16 protein-coding genes are annotated in these 17,917 nt (G+C 55.1%); 12 read left to right on the forward strand and 4 right to left on the reverse strand.

Features of this window, described 5'->3' with window-relative positions; translation table 11 throughout:
• Positions 1-47 precede the first annotated feature (47 nt).
• From OEL83_14235 to OEL83_14265, 7 genes are all read left to right on the forward strand, one after another.
• A complete protein-coding gene (locus tag OEL83_14235; protein MDK9708198.1) occupies positions 48-1,136 on the forward strand; it encodes a hypothetical protein in 1,089 nt (362 codons plus the stop codon).
• Between the two features lie 12 nt (positions 1,137-1,148).
• The gene (locus OEL83_14240) at positions 1,149-2,024 is read left to right on the forward strand and encodes a hypothetical protein (protein MDK9708199.1); all 876 of its coding nucleotides are present in this window, start codon (positions 1,149-1,151) and stop codon (positions 2,022-2,024) included.
• Positions 2,025-2,049: 25 nt separating this feature from the next.
• Complete coding sequence (locus OEL83_14245) at positions 2,050-3,000, forward strand: DUF4438 domain-containing protein (protein MDK9708200.1); 951 nt, start codon at positions 2,050-2,052, stop codon at positions 2,998-3,000.
• 129 nt (positions 3,001-3,129) lie between these two features.
• Positions 3,130-3,534 (forward strand): hypothetical protein, encoded by a 405-nt coding sequence (locus tag OEL83_14250; protein ID MDK9708201.1) that lies wholly within the window; start codon positions 3,130-3,132, stop codon positions 3,532-3,534.
• Positions 3,531-4,349 (forward strand): serine protease, encoded by an 819-nt coding sequence (locus OEL83_14255; protein ID MDK9708202.1) that lies wholly within the window; start codon positions 3,531-3,533, stop codon positions 4,347-4,349. Before OEL83_14250 ends, OEL83_14255 begins: the two co-directional genes overlap by 4 nt.
• Positions 4,350-4,359: 10 nt before the next feature.
• On the forward strand, positions 4,360-5,196 hold the full coding sequence (locus OEL83_14260; GenBank protein MDK9708203.1) for a class I SAM-dependent methyltransferase: 837 nt from the start codon (positions 4,360-4,362) through the stop codon (positions 5,194-5,196).
• 101 nt (positions 5,197-5,297) lie between these two features.
• Positions 5,298-5,711 (forward strand): helix-turn-helix transcriptional regulator, encoded by a 414-nt coding sequence (locus OEL83_14265; GenBank protein MDK9708204.1) that lies wholly within the window; start codon positions 5,298-5,300, stop codon positions 5,709-5,711.
• A gap of 39 nt (positions 5,712-5,750) precedes the next feature.
• On the opposite strand, the gene OEL83_14270 is transcribed toward OEL83_14265, so the two are convergent.
• Positions 5,751-6,551: a hypothetical protein gene (locus OEL83_14270; protein MDK9708205.1), complete on the reverse strand. Its 801-nt coding sequence runs from the start codon at positions 6,549-6,551 to the stop codon at positions 5,751-5,753.
• Positions 6,552-6,708: 157 nt separating this feature from the next.
• A complete protein-coding gene (locus OEL83_14275; protein MDK9708206.1) occupies positions 6,709-8,268 on the reverse strand; it encodes an ASKHA domain-containing protein in 1,560 nt (519 codons plus the stop codon).
• 477 nt (positions 8,269-8,745) lie between these two features.
• Between OEL83_14275 and OEL83_14280 the strand changes: the two genes are divergently transcribed.
• The 5 genes from OEL83_14280 (at position 8,746) to OEL83_14300 (ending at position 14,113) form a co-directional block, all read left to right on the forward strand.
• Positions 8,746-10,110, forward strand: coding sequence for an MFS transporter (locus OEL83_14280; GenBank protein MDK9708207.1), 1,365 nt, complete (start codon positions 8,746-8,748; stop codon positions 10,108-10,110).
• 108 nt (positions 10,111-10,218) lie between these two features.
• Complete coding sequence (locus OEL83_14285) at positions 10,219-11,517, forward strand: MFS transporter (protein ID MDK9708208.1); 1,299 nt, start codon at positions 10,219-10,221, stop codon at positions 11,515-11,517.
• A gap of 114 nt (positions 11,518-11,631) precedes the next feature.
• Positions 11,632-12,435: a methyltetrahydrofolate cobalamin methyltransferase gene (locus tag OEL83_14290; GenBank protein MDK9708209.1), complete on the forward strand. Its 804-nt coding sequence runs from the start codon at positions 11,632-11,634 to the stop codon at positions 12,433-12,435.
• A 40-nt stretch (positions 12,436-12,475) separates the two neighbouring features.
• Positions 12,476-13,111 (forward strand): corrinoid protein, encoded by a 636-nt coding sequence (locus OEL83_14295; protein ID MDK9708210.1) that lies wholly within the window; start codon positions 12,476-12,478, stop codon positions 13,109-13,111.
• A 24-nt stretch (positions 13,112-13,135) separates the two neighbouring features.
• A complete protein-coding gene (locus tag OEL83_14300) occupies positions 13,136-14,113 on the forward strand; it encodes a hypothetical protein (protein ID MDK9708211.1) in 978 nt (325 codons plus the stop codon).
• Between the two features lie 156 nt (positions 14,114-14,269).
• Here OEL83_14300 and OEL83_14305 read toward each other — a convergent pair whose 3' ends face one another.
• Both OEL83_14305 and OEL83_14310 read right to left on the reverse strand, forming a co-directional pair.
• On the reverse strand, positions 14,270-17,455 hold the full coding sequence (locus OEL83_14305; protein MDK9708212.1) for a sigma 54-interacting transcriptional regulator: 3,186 nt from the start codon (positions 17,453-17,455) through the stop codon (positions 14,270-14,272).
• Positions 17,456-17,628: 173 nt separating this feature from the next.
• On the reverse strand, positions 17,629-17,904 hold the full coding sequence (locus OEL83_14310) for a hypothetical protein (protein ID MDK9708213.1): 276 nt from the start codon (positions 17,902-17,904) through the stop codon (positions 17,629-17,631).
• Positions 17,905-17,917: the final 13 nt, after the last annotated feature.

The following is a 17,917-nucleotide window of genomic DNA, read 5'->3' on the forward strand; positions in this document are numbered from 1 at the left end:
AATCCGCGATGCCTGACGGGTAGAAGTACTTATAAGGAGAGAGAACCATGGCATATGAAAATTTTGAGACCATCAGCCGCCTGTGGCAGAAGTTCCTGCGCGAACAGCTGGCCACGATGCAGCCCGAAGACAGGCAGAAGTACGAACATCTGTTTGAGGACAGGTTTCAGGAACTCCTGAAGGGAGCGGCGGGCGATGGCATGAACGGGTTCCTTGACCTTGTGGGTTTCGGCGGCAAGGGCACCCCGCCTTTTGAAGAAGTGCCCTATCCCTATATTTCACCGGACTTCGACGAATCGGTCATCCCCAGCCAACTGCACGCCTCGGCCGAGCTTTACTTTATCTATCAGCACGAAAGGATGAAGGTCTTCCAGGTCATTGATGTTCTGCGGCGGCTGTTCCGGGAGGGGCGTATGCGCATCCAGCGCGGTCCCGGGGCCAGGGGACTGTATATCCTGGAAAAATGGAAGCCCCTGCGCTATTCGCTGCGTGACCGGATGATTGCCTACCGGCGCGTCTTCAACTTCGGCTCGGCGCCTTCGCCTGCCGGGGCAATCGTCAACCGCAACTTTCAAAGTCAGCTTCTGGCCTTCATGACTGCCCTGGCCCAATATTTCAGGGACTTGCTGATCGGTGAAGTCATCCGTGGCGGGCCGATGATCGAACAGCGGCCCTTCGGCAGCGTCGCCACCGTGCAAAGGCTGGGGATCGATCTGCGTTTTGCCCTTGACCGGGCGAGCTACGGCAATATTCTCGCCCTGACCCATGAAACCGGTCATTACCTGAAAACGGCCATTGAACTCTTCGACACCCCGGATATTAAAAAGGTATTCGACGCCAACACCAAATGGGATGTCGTGGAAATCGTCTCCAACCGCTATCTGGGCGGTATGGGCGAGATCTCCCAGCGCTCGAAGATGGCGGAAAGCGGCCGCAGGGTGCTGCAGTGGGTGGCGGACAACGACTTTAAGACGGCCATTGACCCCATCCTTTTCCAGTCGGATGCGCGGCCTTTTGGTCCCCATGCCGAGGCCTGGATCGCTGCCTACCGCATGACGCCCGAAGGCCGGGGGTTCCGCGGCGTAGTCCCGACGCTGCGGCGGAAATTGGGGGAACCGGCTCTGTCGGCGGCCTAACAGGTGCCGGAAATGTCCATCCTGCCGTCTTCCCTCGCACTTACCGTGCATACCCGACGAAGGGCCTGTGTCCTCGATACGCAACTGGCCCTGTCGCCCTATGGTTTGCTGCTTGCCCGACGCCTGGGCGAGGTCTTGGACCTGTGGCTGGTCAGGGAACTCTGGCAGATTCTGGACAGCACTTACTACTACCGGTCGAACCCCAGCCAGCTCATCCCGCCGATACCCGGCACCGCAACAATTACCGCTCCGAGCGGCAATTGCCAGACGATAGGCACCGTATTGGCCCAATGGGACCTGGCGCGCGCCGCCACCGATCTCGCCGGACTCAAGGTGTATTGGGTGGGAGATGCCCTGAATGAATCGCTCCTGCCGGCGGGCACTGACACCCATCTGATCAGTCGCTTCGAGACCCTGGCGGCGGCCCTGGAATCAGCGGTTCCCAATGCATTTCAGAATGATGAACAACCGCATCTTTTCAGCGACTGTTCTCGTGATACTGCGGCGTTGGCCGCGGCGCTTATTCCCTATAAAGGATTTATCCTTACCTCGGGGAGCAAGGGCGACGAGCCCGAACCCTTGCTCTGCACCTATTTGAAGGAACATTTTCATATTTCCTGCGTTAAGCTCGGTCGCAAGCAAAGCCGGCTTGAACGCGATTTTCTTAATTCGATACTGGCCGAGGCAGCACTTTCTGAGCTGTTATGGGCTGGATTGAAACTCGCAGCCCTGCATTTGGTTGTGCCCGGGGCGGTGATGATGCCTGTCAACGACAAATCGGAAGAGACATTTCCGCACGATTTCGACCTGCCGGCCGAGGCGACCGGGGAACATGAGCAGCAATGGTGGAAAGATGCTCGCTGTTTCTGGTATCCGGTCGGACCATAGGCGGTTGCGGGGGGAAGCAAGCACCATGAAGACAAACCAGGTGGGCGCACCGCGGATGAATGAAAAGGATCTGGTCATGGTCACCGTCATGGGACAGATCGCCCATCCCATCGGTCGCCCGAACCCCTACCGCATTGGTTATGACGGGGTGCCCCGCATTTTACCCGGTACCGGCGGCATCGCCATTAACCAGCGCGTCGGAAATCGCTGTGTCGGGCTTGCCGGCGACCATATCGAGCCCGGTGTATCGCTGCATAATAACAATCGTGAAATCGTCGGCGATAAAAACGGACCCAACCTGGCACTGCTCACCTACTGCTGCGTCGGCAACATCGCCCAGGTCGTCACTGGCCCCTGCGCCGGAAAGCAAGGGGTGGTGACAGGAAAGCACGGCGGCATTGAGCACCTCCTCATCGATTTTCCAACCGATGTGCTGCGGCGGCTGCGCATTGGCGACCGGGTGCAGATTTTCTCATTCGGGCTTGGGCTTCACTTGCCTGATCATCCGCGAATTCAGGCAATGAATTGTTCCCCCCGGCTGATCCGCAGGTGGGGCGTCCGCGCCGACAAGCAGTGTCTGCATGTTCCGGTGACCCATCTGGTCCCTGCCAAGGTCATGGGTTCGGGTATCGGCCAGAACAACGCGATTCGAGGGGATTATGATATTCAGCTCTTCGATCCTAAGACTACCCGCCGGTTCAATCTGGATACCCTTCGTTTCGGCGATTTTGTCGCCATTATTCATTCAGACTCACGCTTTGGCCGGGCGTTTCGTCATAATGCAATTACCATCGCCGTGGTTGTCCACGGCGACAGCACGATCAGCGGACATGGTCCGGGAGCGATGGCCCTGTTGACCGGAGATCGTCGCTGCCTCATTCCTATCAGGGACAGAAATGCAAATCTGGCGCAGGTGTTGCGGATCAGGCAGTTACCTCCGCTGCGTCAATTCACTCCGTTGATAAAGCTGAGTTGAGCGGCTTGCCTGCTCGTACGAAACTTATGCCCTTGCGGTATAAAGCTGAGTTGAGCAGCTTACCTGCGCAAACGAAATGTATGCCCTTGGCGTGTAAGGAGAGAGAAAACAGCGTAAAGGAGGAAGGCAATGACTCATCGTGACAGTGAAGCGTTCTGTGACCGGGAACTTTCCCGGATTATACTCAGCGAGTTTGACCGGGTGGAGAAAAAGATCAAGAAACATCGCCATCCCGGCAATAGCCCGAGAACGGACGAAATGGCCACAGCTGTCTCTGAGGATATTGATATAACCGATGGTTCTGATTTGCTCAGCGACGAGGAACAAAGCTTCATCACTGAAACCACTGCCTGGCTCAGGCCGCGGGACAACAAAGATACCATTCTCGGGAGAATATGGACTTTGCTGACCGAAGAGGACCCGGACGCCTATTTCCAGCCACCGGAGACCGAGAGCCGGGAAACACCGGCGACCGCTACCGATACTGGAGAGGAAGATCAAAGCATGCCGGAGCCCAACGAGAAAACGCCATGACCTCTGACCTTGATCTCGCCATTGATTATGCCGTTATCGGGCCCCATGACAGCCGCACCCACGAAATTCGCACCACACGCTTTCCCTTCAATACCATTTGCCACGTGGAAAGGGATTTCGGCGATGGGATCTGGCGGGGCTGCAGCGGCACCCTGATCGGCCCGCAAAAGGTTTTGTGCGCCGGCCATTGTCTTTATAACCACCGTTTGAAAAGGGCGCCGGTGCGCATCCGGATCAGCCCGGGCCGGGCGGACCGTGACACGCGACCGTATGGATCTATTATGGTCCTGCGGTCGTATGTGCCCCGGCGCTATGTCCACCCCCGAACCGTCAGTGATTTACGCAATTATGATTACGGCCTGGCAATCCTTCCGCAACCTTTTAAAGGCTTGCATACCTTTATGGAGGTGCGTGCCCTGTCCAATGCCCAACTGGAAAAGATGCGCCATCAAAGGCTCATCAGCATTGCCGGTTATCCGGCTGATCGTCCGGTGGGAACCCTTTGGCGGCATTCGGAAAGGCTGACACGGACCGGGCCCCGGCGACTCTACTATACGGTCGATACCTGCCCCGGCCACAGTGGCAGCTCAATTTGGTTTTTATGCCCGCGCCATGCTCGGCGGCATGTCATCGGGGTACATACCTCTGGCCCCATCGATGAGGCCGGACGGGCCTTCGGATGCTCGCCGGGGACGGTTTTCGCCCCCCAAGGCTTCATGAATAGCGGGGTGCGCATTACAGACGAGGTGCTGGCAAATATTAACAACCCGGCGCGCAAGGTGGGAGGCGTCGGCAAAATGATCCGTTTTCCCTGATATGGGTGGCATGGCGGCTGAGGCTGATCCCGTCCAACCCTATACCATCTTTGCCCGGATCTACGATCAGGTCATGGGAAGCTCTACCTTTCCGATGATCAAACAAGGCTTTGAGGAAGCGCTCCGGAGGTATGGAATCAACTTCCGGTCCGCAGCTGATGTGGGCTGCGGGACAGGGACCTTTTTACGATATTTGCGTACCTATGGCGTGCCGGTCATCGGAGTCGACAGCTCGGCCGCCATGCTCGCCCAGGCGGCCGATAAAAACCGTGGTATTGGTACGGTTTTGCTGCGCCAGGATATGCGGGAGCTGCAACTGCCCCGGCGGGTGGACCTGATCACCTGTAATTTTGATACCCTTAATTATCTGCTGTCCGGCCCCCAGCTGGCGAGAACATTACAACGGTTCCAGGCGAATCTGACGGCAGGGGGCCATGTGATCTTTGACATACTTTCGACTCCGGTAGGCCCTGCAACAAATCATCGAATGGTTCAGCAAATCAGGGTTCCCGGTCTTTCTACCACTTGGCGGATTTGCTGGAGTCCGCACAAGCGGTGGAGCAGGGTTAGCATGCTCTACAGATTTAAAAATGCAGCAAATAAACCGGTGAGCCACAGGGAAGAACACGTCCAGCGCTGGTACCCGCGTTCCTTTGTCAATACGGCTTTGAGGAACGCTGGTTTCAGGATCAGGGGCATCCACGACAGCGAAACGTCCCTTCCAGCAACCAAAGACAGCGGCTGGCTCCGCTACATTGCCGAAGTAATGCCGGCCGATTACCAGGAGGTGATACATGGACGATTACCACCGCATGGACGAAGCTTTGCTTTGCAGGGATATTGGTAACGACCGAGGCGGGCATTGGCATTGTCACGCCCTTACCCCCGGTGGCGAACGTGTTCATATTTGGTACGGACAAACCAAACTCAAAACAACCTTCTCTTTGAATGAACAAGGCATTTGCTGAAATTCAGATCGGCAGAGAAACCTATCTGCTTGTCCCGGCAAACCTGGCCACTGCAGGCCTGGATGTCGACAGGCGGGCTGTTGTCGGCGAGATGCGCATCGGCGATGCCAATTTCATGGTCGTTCATCCCCATGCCGGTCAGCCGGCGCAGAACGCCACTGAGGTCGCATTCCTCCTTACCCGCCGAGAGCTGCAGATCGCCATGTTGGTAGCCGAAGGTCTGGTAAACAAGCAAATCGCCGATCAACTGAAGATCAGCGAATGGACTGTCGCTACCCATCTGCGCAGGATTTTCAATAAATTACAGGTTACCAGCCGAGCCGCCATGGTCAACCGCTGTTTCGAAACACTGCGGCGGGTTAATGCTCGCCACCCGGTGGCGCCAAAGGCCTGAGCCCCTCTAAGTTGAGCAGCATGCCTGCTCAAACGAAACTCATACCCTTTTGTATATACCTTGCAGCCTTTCCCAAAAGGCGGAGCTATACAGCCCGCAGCTTGATGCAAGTATCAGGCGCCCCTGATTGCTGAAGCGCGCCACGAAATTTTTTAAGGATTCGATCTCCATCTGTTGAGGGGAATCCGTTTCCAGAAGAGGGGCCTCGATGCCGGCAATAAACAGCCCTCCAATCTCCCTGTCCAGAAGATCCAGATCATTTTTACCGATCTGAATGGCGGCCAAGCCGTCAAAATTCCATGATTTTATCAATGGGACGAGCTGGCCGAGATTGCCGCAGCAATGGAGAAGGACTAACATCCCGGCATCCCTGATCAGTGGAACCGCCCGGGAATAAAACGGGGTGCAGGCCGCATCCAGCTCCAGGGGATTTATGAGAGGCGCTTTCTCTCCGGCCAGGTCATCGGCAAGGATTATTGCATCAAAGCCCCTTCCCAGGCAGTGGTCGATGAGCTCCAGAGCGATCTGCTCCTCGACTGCATAGGCCGCCATCATTGACTCCTTGTCCTCGACCCAATCCATCAGCACCGGCATGAGCCCGCGCTGATTGACCATTCTCTGGAAGGGGCCATCGATCACCGCAACCAGCAGGCGGGTGCGGTCTCTCAGGTCGCGGTTCAGTTCCTGTGGTAGAAAGTACCGGTAACCCATACTGGCATTCTGCTCCGGCCTTTCCAAAACCGGCAGGCAGACCATTTCATGGCCGAGTTGCGCTGCCAGCCGAAAATGGTTGACGAGAGTGTCATCCAGACCCGACCGGGCAAGGAAGGCTGAACTCATCCAGATTTCTCCCTTTGGAGCCTGGCAGGGGCCCCGGTTTTCCATGAGGTTTTTCAGCCTGTTGGTTGCAGTGCGTGCAGGTGTCTTGTCCATCGTACCCTTTTTTTCTGACTATTTTCCCGGCCCCGGTGCCGCGGCATTGCCGGGTGATCATCCGTTACGAATGCTGAAGGTTCAGATTATCGATAAACATATTCTGAAAATCAACATTGCAGGCAAGGTCAACGATGGCAATCTGCGCCGCCAGCTGGGCTGCCTGATCAATATACGTCTCATCGCAAAGGGCCATCACCGCCCCTGAACCGGCGGCATTCCCGACCATCTCGATATCGCCGAGGGCAATGTTGGGGATAATACCAAGACGTATCAGATCGGTTTTGCGCAGATGCGAACCGAAGGCGCCGGCGATTAGAATTTTCCTGGGCCTGTTGAGCCCCGCTTTTTTTAAGAGAAATTCAATGCCGGTGATCAGGGCCGATTTTCCCAGTTGCACCGACCGGATATCCTTCTGACTGATGGAGATAGCGGGTTGGCCAAGGGCCTGGTTTTCCTCCACGAGAATGTAACTTTTCCGGCTGGTGGTAAAGACCCCGCTCGGCGAAATTATCTGTTTTTCACAGAATTGCGCCACCGCGTTAATGACCCCGGCACCGCATATCCCCGTTGGATTTTTCTCTTTTGCCCCGGATGACTGGATTGTCGAGAATCCGGAAAGTGTCTGATCGTCAGCGATTTGCACCGCATTTATCGCCCCGGGGATGGCCTGCATGCCGCAGGACAGGGATGCCCCCTCAAAAGCCGGTCCGGTGGCGCAGGAGGTGGCGTAAAATTGGTCCTTACCTTTCAGGATCAGCTCGCCGTTGGTGCCGAGATCGACCAGGAGAGTCCCCTCCGTTTGCCCTGTAAGGTCGACTGCCAGAGCGGCCGCCAGGAGATCACCGCCGATAAATCCAGAGACCTGCGGCAGGGTCAGCAGGGGGAAATCCGCCATGGCAAATCCCAGGACGCCGGAGCGAAAGGTGGCCGCATGATAAAAGGCCGGTCGGTATGGTGACACCCCAATGGATTGAGGATCAACGCCCGCCAAGATATGTATCATTGTCGGATTGCCGACAGCCACCATCCGGGTAATGGTGGTCCCCACATTCCCGAAAGCACGTAAGAGTTCCTGCATTCCCCATTCGATGCTTTTAACAACGAGCTTTTGCAATCTCCCGAGATTTTCGGGGTTCTGGCCGATAACCCCGATGCGGCTCATGACATCATCACCGTAGATCGCCTGGGGATTTTTAATGGCAAGAGTGGAGATGATCTCCCCCTTCAGGATATTACAGAGATAGACGGCAATGGTCGTGGTCCCGAGATCGACGGCAATGCCGTAGGCATCTTCACCTCCTTGCTGTCGCAAGCGCTCTCCGAATGCCGGCGGAAAGACAACCGGCGCCTTGCTCATGATATGCGAAGAGAGCATGGAACTCTCCGGTATTTTAATGGATATTTCATCAGCGACCACATGGTTGCAGGCCTTGATGGTTTCATAGCTGCCGTCGTCTCTTTTTCTTTCCACCATGCATTTGCCGCAGGTTCCTTTGCCGCCGCAATCAGAACGCAGGAAAATGCTTTGGTGAATGAGGGCTTCCAATACGGTTTGCCCGGAGCTGGTCTTGATCTGTCTGCCGTGCGGCAATATCCGAATCGATGGTTCGTTGTGGTGCATGACACATCCTTTATTCTGTCGGGGCGCGATGCCCGCAGGCCCATTTTGCCAATGAAAGCCGCACTTCTTCATCATCGAGTAGTGTCGACAATCGTCGCGGACCTCCGAATGGAGTCGCGCAGAGGAGAGATATAGGAAGGCTTTGTGCTCCGGTCAAGTACTCGTTCGGTCTTGATTTTCACTGTTTTCATCCGACAATGTCCGGATTAACCCTGCCTTTCCTGAACAAAAACTCCCCTGACCGTAACGAATTAAGGTTATTTCACGATATATCGTATTTTCTGTTCCGGGTAATCGCCGGGAAACATAGTGTATCTTCTTTATATAACGGAATAATTCAAATATGCCCCGGATGGCGTGCCTTTTGCTCTGATAGGATACCGAGCCAGTTTGGGACGAAACCGTTTTTTAATACTCACGACAATGGCGCCAAGCACACCTTGCCGCCGCTGACACTGACAGGTGAAGGAGAACTTTATGGAGCCCGAGAAAAAAGGACTGAAAAAATCGGTAATCAACCTCTATGGATTACCATCGTTTGGATTTCAGCTCTTTGTAAGCATGGAAATCTTTTTCTTTGCCGCATTCCTGACGGATTACGCAAAGATCCCCGTAGCCCTGGCCGGAACCGTACTGATGGTCACCAGTATCTTTGACATCCTCTGGGTACCCACCGCCGGGGTGATCCTGGAAAAAAGCAATATGCGCTGGGGCAGATATCGCTCCTGGATGCTTGTCGGCCCCCCCTTGGCGGTTGTTTTCTTCATGCTGCAATTTACCAAGTTCGGTGACCCGACAACCAATGCCATCCTCATCTCCGTCGGCTTCATTGTCTCCCACCTGATCTGGAATATCTTTTATGCGGGCCACGTGGCCATGAACAACTCGATGACCACGATACGGGAGGAGCGGATTTCCATGGCCTCCAACCGCGGTATGTTTAACGCCTTGGGCTCCCTGGTTTTTTCCATGATCGGCGCCAAGACCATTAAAATGCTGGGCAACGGCGATCAAGCCATGGGCTGCACCCTGACCGTTCTCGCCGCCGGAGCCGTCATGATCCTCTGTTACTGGATACTCTTTGCCATGACCAAGGACTATGCCTTCCTGGGAACCAAGGGCAATACCCCGGTAGAGGCAAAAGACAAGATGACCATCGGCGAGATGCTCAAACAGATCATTGTCAACCCGCCGCTCATGGGTCTGATGATGGCGGAATTGGGGCGCTTCTTGGGACGGTTCATCATCTTTGGAATGGCCTTTTACTATTTCAAGTACGTGGTCGTCAATCTCGGTTCCATCGCCATATTCTTCACCGGTCTGACTGTTGCCGCCTTCTTTGGGGCCATGGTCTCTGCCCCTCTGGCGAAAAGAATCGGTGAGCGAAACACCTATATCGTCTCTTTAATTCTCTTCATTATTGGATTGTTGGCGGTATGGGCACTGCCGATGAATTATATGTCCTTTATGGTCGTGATGTTTGTTGCCTATCTGGGCTATGGCATGCCCGATGCCCTGAGCGTTGCCATGTACTCGGCAACTGTTGATTACGGCGAGTGGAAGACCGGCAAAAATGCCCGGGGATTTATCATGTCGCTGATCAGCTTCCCGATCAAGACCGCCATCTTCGTCAGAAGCGTCATCATCACCAGCGTGCTTGTGTCGGCTGGCTATGTCGCCGATATGGCACCCACGCCTGAGCTTATTTCCGGTATTAAAACCGGGATTGCCCTGGTCCCGTCGCTGTTTATCGGCGCCGGTCTTCTGATCATTTTTATCTTTTATCGAATTACCCCGCAAAAACATCAGGAGATGCTGGAGGAGATTGCCGCACGTAAATAATCTTTCACCCTAAGCCGGATAGTGGGCAAAGCCCTTGCTCTGTACACTATCCGGAAAGGATCAAGCGGACTGAACAACGATTTTGTAAATGGCTAAGCGGAGAAAGATATGAAAGATCCCAGAACCTATCTTGATAAGGAAAAGATGAGCCGCCTGCAAATAATTGTAGTGGCCATCACCACTTTATTGAATGCCATCGACGGATTTGACGTCCTTTCCATCAGCTTTGCCGCGCCGGGCATTGCCAAGGAATGGGGCACGACGCAGGCAGCTCTGGGCATTGTCATGTCCATGGAACTCATCGGCATGGCCATCGGATCGTTTATTTTAGGAGGGGTGGCCGACCGCATCGGCAGACGGCGAACCCTTCTGGGCTGCCTGATTGTCATGACCGGCGGCATGCTCTTAGTCACCACGGCTGCCAATGCCGTTCAATTGTCGATCTGGCGGGTGCTTGTCGGCCTTGGCATCGGCGGCATCCTGGCCTGCGTCAATGCCGTGGTCGCCGAATTCTCCAGTGTCAAACGACGCGGTCTGTGCATATCGATCATGGTTATCGGCTATCCTCTGGGTGGGACATTGGGCGGCATGCTCGCCTCCTTCTTGCTCCAATCCCACGACTGGCGGGCAATATTTTACTTTGGCGCCATCATCACCGGTATTTGTGTGCCGCTGGTATTTTTTCTGGTACCGGAATCCATCCACTGGTTATGCCAAAAACAACCGAAAAATGCCCTGGAGAAGATCAATACCACCCTTGCCAGAATGGCATTTCCACCAGTTACGAGCCTTCCGGAAAAAGAGACTCGTGTGGAGAAAAAATCAATCGGCGGCATCTTCTCGCCATCGCTGGCAACCGTCACCGTGCTGATGACCGCCGCCTATTTCCTCCATATCACAACCTTTTACTTTATCCTGAAATGGTCGCCGAAGATCGTTGCCGATATGGGTTTTGCGCCTTCTCTTGCCGGCGGCGTCCTGGTGTGGGCGAATTTGGGCGGTGCCATCGGCGGTGCCATATTCGGCTGGCTGACTACCCGCATCGAGCTGAAAAAACTCACCATTATCATCATGCTGCTGACCTGGGTTTTTGTCGCCTTGTTCGGCCGGACCACGGCTGATCTTGACCAGATAAAACTGCTGGCAGCCTGCGCTGGATTTTTCGGAAATGCCGGTATCTCCGGGCTCTATTCCCTCCTGGCCATCGCCTATCCCACCGAGTTCAGGGCAACCGGATCAGGCTTTGTCATCGGCATGGGCCGGGCCGGGGCGGTAATCTCGCCGATATTGGTAGGTTTTCTCTTTCAGGCAGGCGCGGGATTGCCGACAGTCGCAATGGTCATGGGCCTGGGTTCGCTTCTGGGGGGCCTGGTTCTGGCTGTTTTTAAGCTGAATCGAGCAGCTTGATTGCTCGAATGAAACGTATGCCCTAGCGGTATTAAGATACGTACACACTAAAGCCAAGATGCTTATTGGCTGGTTTATTTGCTCAACCCCAACGAAAAAGGAGAACCGAATAATATGATAATTATCGGCGAAAAAATAAACGGCGCCATTCCGGCCGTAGCAGAAGCAATTGCCAAAAAGGATGGCGACTTCATCAAGGATCTTGCCAAAACCCAGGCGGAGGCAGGGGCACATTTTATCGATGTCTGCGCATCGACGGATGTGGCGATCGAACTGGAAACCATGAAGTGGCTCATTGACCTTGTCCAGGAGGCAACCGACACCCCCATTGCCGTCGACAGCCCGAGCGTTGAGATCTGTGCCGAAGCTATGAAATTCTGCAATAAGCCCGGCCTGGTGAATTCGGTATCCCTGGAGGGCAATAAAATCGATTTGATTTTCCCCCTGATCGCCGACAGCAAGTGGCAATGCGTCGTCCTTCTCAGTGACGATAAAGGCATCCCGAAGAGTGGCGAAGAGCGGCTGGAGGTCTTTGCGGCAATCATGGAAAAGGCCAAGGAATACAAAATCAGCCCGTCGCGCCTGCATGTCGATCCGCTGGTGGAGATGCTCTGCACCTCCGAGGACGGCATAAACATGATTCTCGAGGTGATCAGGAAGATCAAGAAACAATATCCTGCCATCCACGTGACAGGCGGGGCAAGCAATATCTCCTTCAACCTGCCGGCCCGCAAGTTCGTCAATCAGGCTTTCCTGGTTCTGGCCATCGGCGCGGGAATGGACAGTGCCATTATCAATCCGCTGCACAAGCATATGATGGGTCTGATATATGCCGCTGAGGCCTTGGCCGGCCTGGATGAATACTGCATCGAGTTCATCGGCGGATACAGGAAGGGCCTATTTGGTCCGGTAAAATAACATACTAACAAGCCAACAATTACAGATAAGGAATCACATCATGTCGAAAATTGAAGATGTCAGGGCAAATGTAGAGATCGGCAAAACCAAAATCGTCCCCGTACTGGTACAGGAGGCCCTTGATGAAGGCAGCTCCGCCGGCGACATCCTGCAGGCCATGGTTGATGGCATGGGGGTCGTGGGCGACAAGTTCTCAAGCGGTGAAATCTTTGTGCCGGAGATGCTCATCGCCGCCAAGGCCATGGCCAAGGGCGTTGAGGTCCTCAAGCCACATCTGGCGGGTGAGGCATCCACCTCTCTCGGGACCTGTATCATCGGCACCGTGCAGGGCGATCTGCACGATATCGGCAAAAACCTGGTGGCCATGATGGTTGAGAGTGCCGGATTTACCGTGATTGATCTGGGGGTAGACGTCCCGGCGGAAAAATTCATCAATGCTGTCAAGGAAAACAGCCCTGTCAACCTGGTCGCCTGCTCTGGTCTGCTGTCTACCACCATGCCGGCGATGAAGGCGACCGTTGCCGCCCTGAAGTCCTGCGGACTGCCGGGCTTCAAGGTCCTGGTCGGCGGGGCCCCGGTCACCCAGGAATTTGCCACTGAGATCGGCGCCGATGCCTATGCCCCGGATGCCGGCAGCGCCGCGTTAAAGGCCAAAGAACTGGTAATGGCAGCATAAACAATACCCAAGGAGACGCGCATCATGCTCACCAGAAGACAGAATCTACTCGAAACCATCAGGGGTGGCAAACCGGACCGGTTTGTCAACCAGTATGAATTTTTGGATATAATCCTCGAAGCACCGCTGAGAACCCGGCCGCAACGGGGCCAGACCATCACCAACGAATGGGGTATCACGATCTCCTGGCCGGAGGACCAGCTGGGGCCTTTCCCGGTCCACGATGAAGCCCACATCGCCATGAAGGATATCACCAAATGGCGGGAGACCATCAAATGCCCCACCGTCGACTTTTCCGATGAGCGGTGGGCGCCGGCGGTGAAACATGCCGCCTCCGTCGATCGCGACGACAAATACGTCACGGTCTTCTTTGCTTCCGGCACCTTCGAGATGACTCATTTTCTCATGGGCATGGAAGATGCCATGATGAATCTCTACGAAGAACCGGAGCACATGCATGATCTCATCGACTTCCTCACCGACTATGAGATCCGCTATGCCGAGCAGATTATCAAGCGCATCAAGCCGAATGCTCTGTTCCATCATGACGACTGGGGCTCGCAGATCGCCTCGCTGATGTCGCCGCAGATGTTCAAGGAGTTTTTCCTGGAACCTTATAAAAGGGTCTATAAATTCTGGAAGGACAACGGCATCGAGCTGATCGTCCACCACAGCGATTCTTATGCCGCCAACCTGGTGCCCTTTATGATCGAGATGGGCATCGACATCTGGCAGGGCGTGATGACCACCAACAACACCCCGGAACTGATAAAAAAATACGGCGGACAGATATCCTTTATGGGCGAAGTCGACAGCGGCCCTCTCGATCACCAGAATTGGGACGCCAAGGTGATTGCCGAGCATGTCGAGAGGGCCTGTACGACCTGCGGCAAGCACTACTTTATCCCTTGCCTGACCCAGGGCTTGAATGTCAGCTCCTTCCCCGGTGTCTATGAGGCGGCAAGCAAGGCCATCGATGAGATGAGCAAGAAGATGTTCTGATACCAAAAAGAAGCGGAACACCATCCCATAAAACGGCACGGGCAGATCTTTCGCCGTGCCGTTTTTCGTATGCACGTACACGGGCGATGCTGAGCAAGTTTGGTGCACTGAGTGCACCCTACGAAAACATATCCCCCCTTGCGAGGAACAGTCCGCCTAGCCGATCTTATAGGCGTCTCTTTTAATTCCCAGGCGAAGCATCATCGAATGGAGGGTGGTGGGTTTGATCTCCAAGAGCTCCGCCGCGCCGCCTTTGCCGGTGACCTTTCCCCGGCATCTGGCCAGGGCACTGAGGATATGCCGGGCCTCCATCTCCCGGAGCGGCAGGATCGTTTCATCCTTGCCGGCAATCCGCAGCGGGCTGGTATCGAGCGGCGGGATATGCAGCCGGCCGTTTTTGCTGAGCAGTACCGCTCGCTCTATGACGTGCCGCAGTTCGCGGATATTGCCGGGCCAATGGTAGCTCATCAACAGCTCCAGCTCTTTTTTGGCGATCCGGTCAAACTGCTTGGCAAATTTCTTGCTGAATATCTCCAGGAAATAGCGGGCTAAAGCCGGGATGTCGTCAGCACGTTCGCGCAGGGCGGGGACGCGTATGGGGAAGACATTGAGGCGATAATAAAAGTCGGAGCGGAAAAGACCTTTCTCGACCAGCTCTTCGATGTTCCTGTTGCTTGCCGCCAGGAGACGGAAGCGGGTCTTGATGGTGTGGGTGCCGCCCACCCGTTCGAATTCCCTGGCCTCTAAAACCCGCAGCATCTTCGCCTGAATATCGAGGGAAAAGGCATCGATATCATCGAGGAACAGGGTCCCCCGGCTGGCCAGTTCAAAGCGGCCCTCCCGTGATCCGGTAGCTCCGGTAAAAGAACCCTTTTCATGGCCGAAGAGCTCGCTGGCCATGAGCTCCGGGCTGAGTGACACGACATTGACCGCGATAAATGGCCCTGAAGCCCGGTTACTGTTGTGGTGGATGGCCTGTGCCACCAGATCCTTGCCCACCCCGGTTTCGCCGGTAATCATGACCGTTGTATCCGATTTGGCAACCTGGCTGATGAGACCCAGCATCTGTTTGAACGGCCCAGCCCGGCCGATCATCGGAGTTTTCAGCAGGCTCGGCTCAAAGGCCTCCCGGTAGTAATTGGCCTCCGCCTCCAGGGTGCTTTTCAGATCGACGATTTCTTCATAGGCCTCGAGATTTTGCAGGGCTATCGCCGCCTGATTGGCAATGATCCGCAGCAGGGATATCTCATCCTCCGGAAGCTGCAGCCGGGTTGGCCCGCCATCCATGAAGATCACACCCATGACCTTGGTCTTCAGCCGGATGGGAAAGCAGCCGGTCCAGCCGACAGCGCTCAGATATTCGGTATACCCCAGGGGCATGCGGCGCGTTTGGGCAGACGGACCGTGCAACTCTGTGCTATCCGCCCGGCCGTACATGTTGGCCTCTTTGACAATTTCGGTACCGTTTTGAAAGACCTGTTCGATGAGGTCCCTTTGGTAGGAAAAAGCCTCGGGGGAGGTATCGGAGGTCTCAAAGTTACGGCTGGCTACCATTTCCAGTTGCTTGTCCTGCTGGAGGAAGATGGCACCCCGCTCGGCCCCGGCGATGCGCACGGCCTGCATGATAATCTCGCTGAGCAACTCGTTACGGCTGCGTATGGAACCGAGGGCATTGCCGACGTTGACGAGGGACTCAACCCAAAAGGCATGTTTTGATGCCCGGTCGAGGGAGGATTTGAGGTCCTTGGGAAAAAGGTTCGGGTTCACCTTGGCGAGGGTGTCCCAGGCCTCTTTCAAAAGTTTTTCCGCGGCCCCACAGTTATTTTCACCCAGGCGCAATCGGGCCAGAAGAATTTGGGCGTGGGCTAATTCAATCTTCGCTCCGGCTTGGGTCAACAGCGCCATGCTTTTTTGCAGATCGGCCACAATCGAAGTCAGGGGTTCTCTCCTTTTATAGGCGGCAAGCGCCCGGAAGCGCAAGGCCACGCCCTGCATATAAATGTCTGGCCAGTTGAGCAAGTGCTCGATATCTGAATTAAAATTCCATTCAGGATGGACCATGCCCCGTTCTTCGAGGCCGAGCATGACCTCCAGGTTGTCCGGTCCGCGGTGGTGCGGCGTTCCCAGGACCTTGGCATTCTCCCAAGCGGCACTGAGATATTCGAAGGCCTTCTGGTAATTACCCCGGCAATAGGCAAAATAGGCCCTTTTGCCGTTACCTGGCCAAAGAAAATACTGGTCCAGCAATTCTTCGGGGGTGTGGAAGATTTCCTCCAGGATGGTCTCGCCCTCATCGATCCTCCCGGCATCGCCGAGGATGAGCACCAGGATGAGCTTGGCATGACGATCAAGGTCCGGGGCATTCAATTCCCCTGCCTTCCGGCAGACCGTCTTGAGCAGTCCGACCCCCCTGGCTGTCTCGCCGGCAACGCCGTAGGTCCATCCCAGCCGTATGCAGCTTTTCAGGGTTTCCACGTCGGAAGGCAATTCTTCATGATTGCCGATGACCGACTCGTACCGTTCGATAGCTTTGGTGACATAGCCCTGCCAGAAAAGCAGTTCGGAATTGGCCAAGGCCACCTGCAGCCGGACATCACCCGGCACCTCATGGTTGACGAGCATCTGCCAGGCCCGTTCAAGGTGCCCGGTCGCTTCGTCGGATCGGGAGGTCTTAATGAAGGTCTTGGCGATGAGGACCCGCAACCGTATCTCCAGGACCGGGTCTTTATCGGAAGAAACCAGCTGCAGAGCGCGGCTGAGATATTTTCTCTGGATTTCCGGAGGTAGGGCGCTGTCGCGGCAGGTGCATATGCCGATGGCGGCATCGATAAAGCATTGCCGGTCCTTCGGGCAAAGCTCGAGAGTCGCCATACCATCCAGGGCCATGCGGTAATAGGCTGCGGCATCGATGGGCAGATTCAGATCTAAACAATAGTGACCGGCCAGCACCAGCTCATGGCAATGGGCCAGCGGCAGGCCGGAGGTCTGGTAGATATGCGCCAGATTCAGCCATCTTTGCGCACCGTCCGGCATATTCTTGAAAACGCCGGCAATGGCCTGCTCGGCGGCCCTGAACACGGTTGCCTGGGGGATGTTGGCTAGAGACTTTTTTGCCGCTTTATAATCAGCGAGATAATAATATCCAGCACCTTTTTCCTTATATTTCAAAAGGTAACCGGATTTTACCAGGTCTTCAACCTTCTGCAGCACCTCGACCGGCCCGTCACCGGTGAGCGTACACAGGGTATTCAGGGAGATGGGCGGCGGCAGCAGGGCGATAAGCAGAGCAATGGAGAGATCAATAGCATTGTGGTCTTCGGTGTTGCCGTCAGTTCGTGTCACTGTTCAACTCCTGTACCTGAGATATCACCATATCAGGTCATAACCATGACCAAAAACGTCGAGAAAATATCGGGAACTCGAATATAGAGGCAATATACCCAATAAAGAGACAGAAAAGGAGCATGAATGTGCTGCTTTGAAGATAAGGGATCAGAAAAGTGCGGCGGTAATCGTTACTTGGCGAACTTTTCAAGCAAGTCGAAATACGAGGCGGTGAATACGCCCCCCACTGCGATCCAGACCTTTGAAGCACAGTCTTGTGAGAACTTGAGCCGTTCTCTGAAATCCTTGTCGTTCTTCTGTTCATCGGTGGCCAGATAGGTGTACTCGAACCAGAACCAGATGGGGGGCAAAACCGTCCAGGCGACCGCTATCCAGCAACGTACGGATTTTGACGTTTGCGGCAAGTATACGGAGAAGGCTGCGCCCACAAGGGCCAGAACAACCATGACAACTATGACT

This window comes from Desulforhopalus sp. (assembly GCA_030247675.1).
In the GTDB taxonomy this organism is placed as follows: Bacteria; Desulfobacterota; Desulfobulbia; order Desulfobulbales; family Desulfocapsaceae; genus Desulforhopalus_A.

What these genes read in the sequence shown, in the direction of transcription:
- OEL83_14245 (MDK9708200.1), top strand. Translation starts at nt 2,050, where the DNA reads ATGAAGACAAACCAGGTGGGCGCACCGCGGATGAATGAAAAGGATCTG.
- OEL83_14235 (MDK9708198.1), top strand. Translation starts at nt 48, where the DNA reads ATGGCATATGAAAATTTTGAGACCATCAGCCGCCTGTGGCAGAAGTTC.
- OEL83_14280 (MDK9708207.1), top strand. Translation starts at nt 8,746, where the DNA reads ATGGAGCCCGAGAAAAAAGGACTGAAAAAATCGGTAATCAACCTCTAT.
- OEL83_14265 (MDK9708204.1), top strand. Translation starts at nt 5,298, where the DNA reads ATGAACAAGGCATTTGCTGAAATTCAGATCGGCAGAGAAACCTATCTG.
- OEL83_14290 (MDK9708209.1), top strand. Translation starts at nt 11,632, where the DNA reads ATGATAATTATCGGCGAAAAAATAAACGGCGCCATTCCGGCCGTAGCA.
- OEL83_14270 (MDK9708205.1), bottom strand. Translation starts at nt 6,551, where the DNA reads ATGAGTTCAGCCTTCCTTGCCCGGTCGGGTCTGGATGACACTCTCGTC.
- OEL83_14310 (MDK9708213.1), bottom strand. Translation starts at nt 17,904, where the DNA reads ATGGTTGTTCTGGCCCTTGTGGGCGCAGCCTTCTCCGTATACTTGCCG.
- OEL83_14250 (MDK9708201.1), top strand. Translation starts at nt 3,130, where the DNA reads ATGACTCATCGTGACAGTGAAGCGTTCTGTGACCGGGAACTTTCCCGG.
- OEL83_14260 (MDK9708203.1), top strand. Translation starts at nt 4,360, where the DNA reads ATGGCGGCTGAGGCTGATCCCGTCCAACCCTATACCATCTTTGCCCGG.
- OEL83_14295 (MDK9708210.1), top strand. Translation starts at nt 12,476, where the DNA reads ATGTCGAAAATTGAAGATGTCAGGGCAAATGTAGAGATCGGCAAAACC.
- OEL83_14300 (MDK9708211.1), top strand. Translation starts at nt 13,136, where the DNA reads ATGCTCACCAGAAGACAGAATCTACTCGAAACCATCAGGGGTGGCAAA.
- OEL83_14240 (MDK9708199.1), top strand. Translation starts at nt 1,149, where the DNA reads ATGTCCATCCTGCCGTCTTCCCTCGCACTTACCGTGCATACCCGACGA.
- OEL83_14255 (MDK9708202.1), top strand. Translation starts at nt 3,531, where the DNA reads ATGACCTCTGACCTTGATCTCGCCATTGATTATGCCGTTATCGGGCCC.
- OEL83_14285 (MDK9708208.1), top strand. Translation starts at nt 10,219, where the DNA reads ATGAAAGATCCCAGAACCTATCTTGATAAGGAAAAGATGAGCCGCCTG.
- OEL83_14275 (MDK9708206.1), bottom strand. Translation starts at nt 8,268, where the DNA reads ATGCACCACAACGAACCATCGATTCGGATATTGCCGCACGGCAGACAG.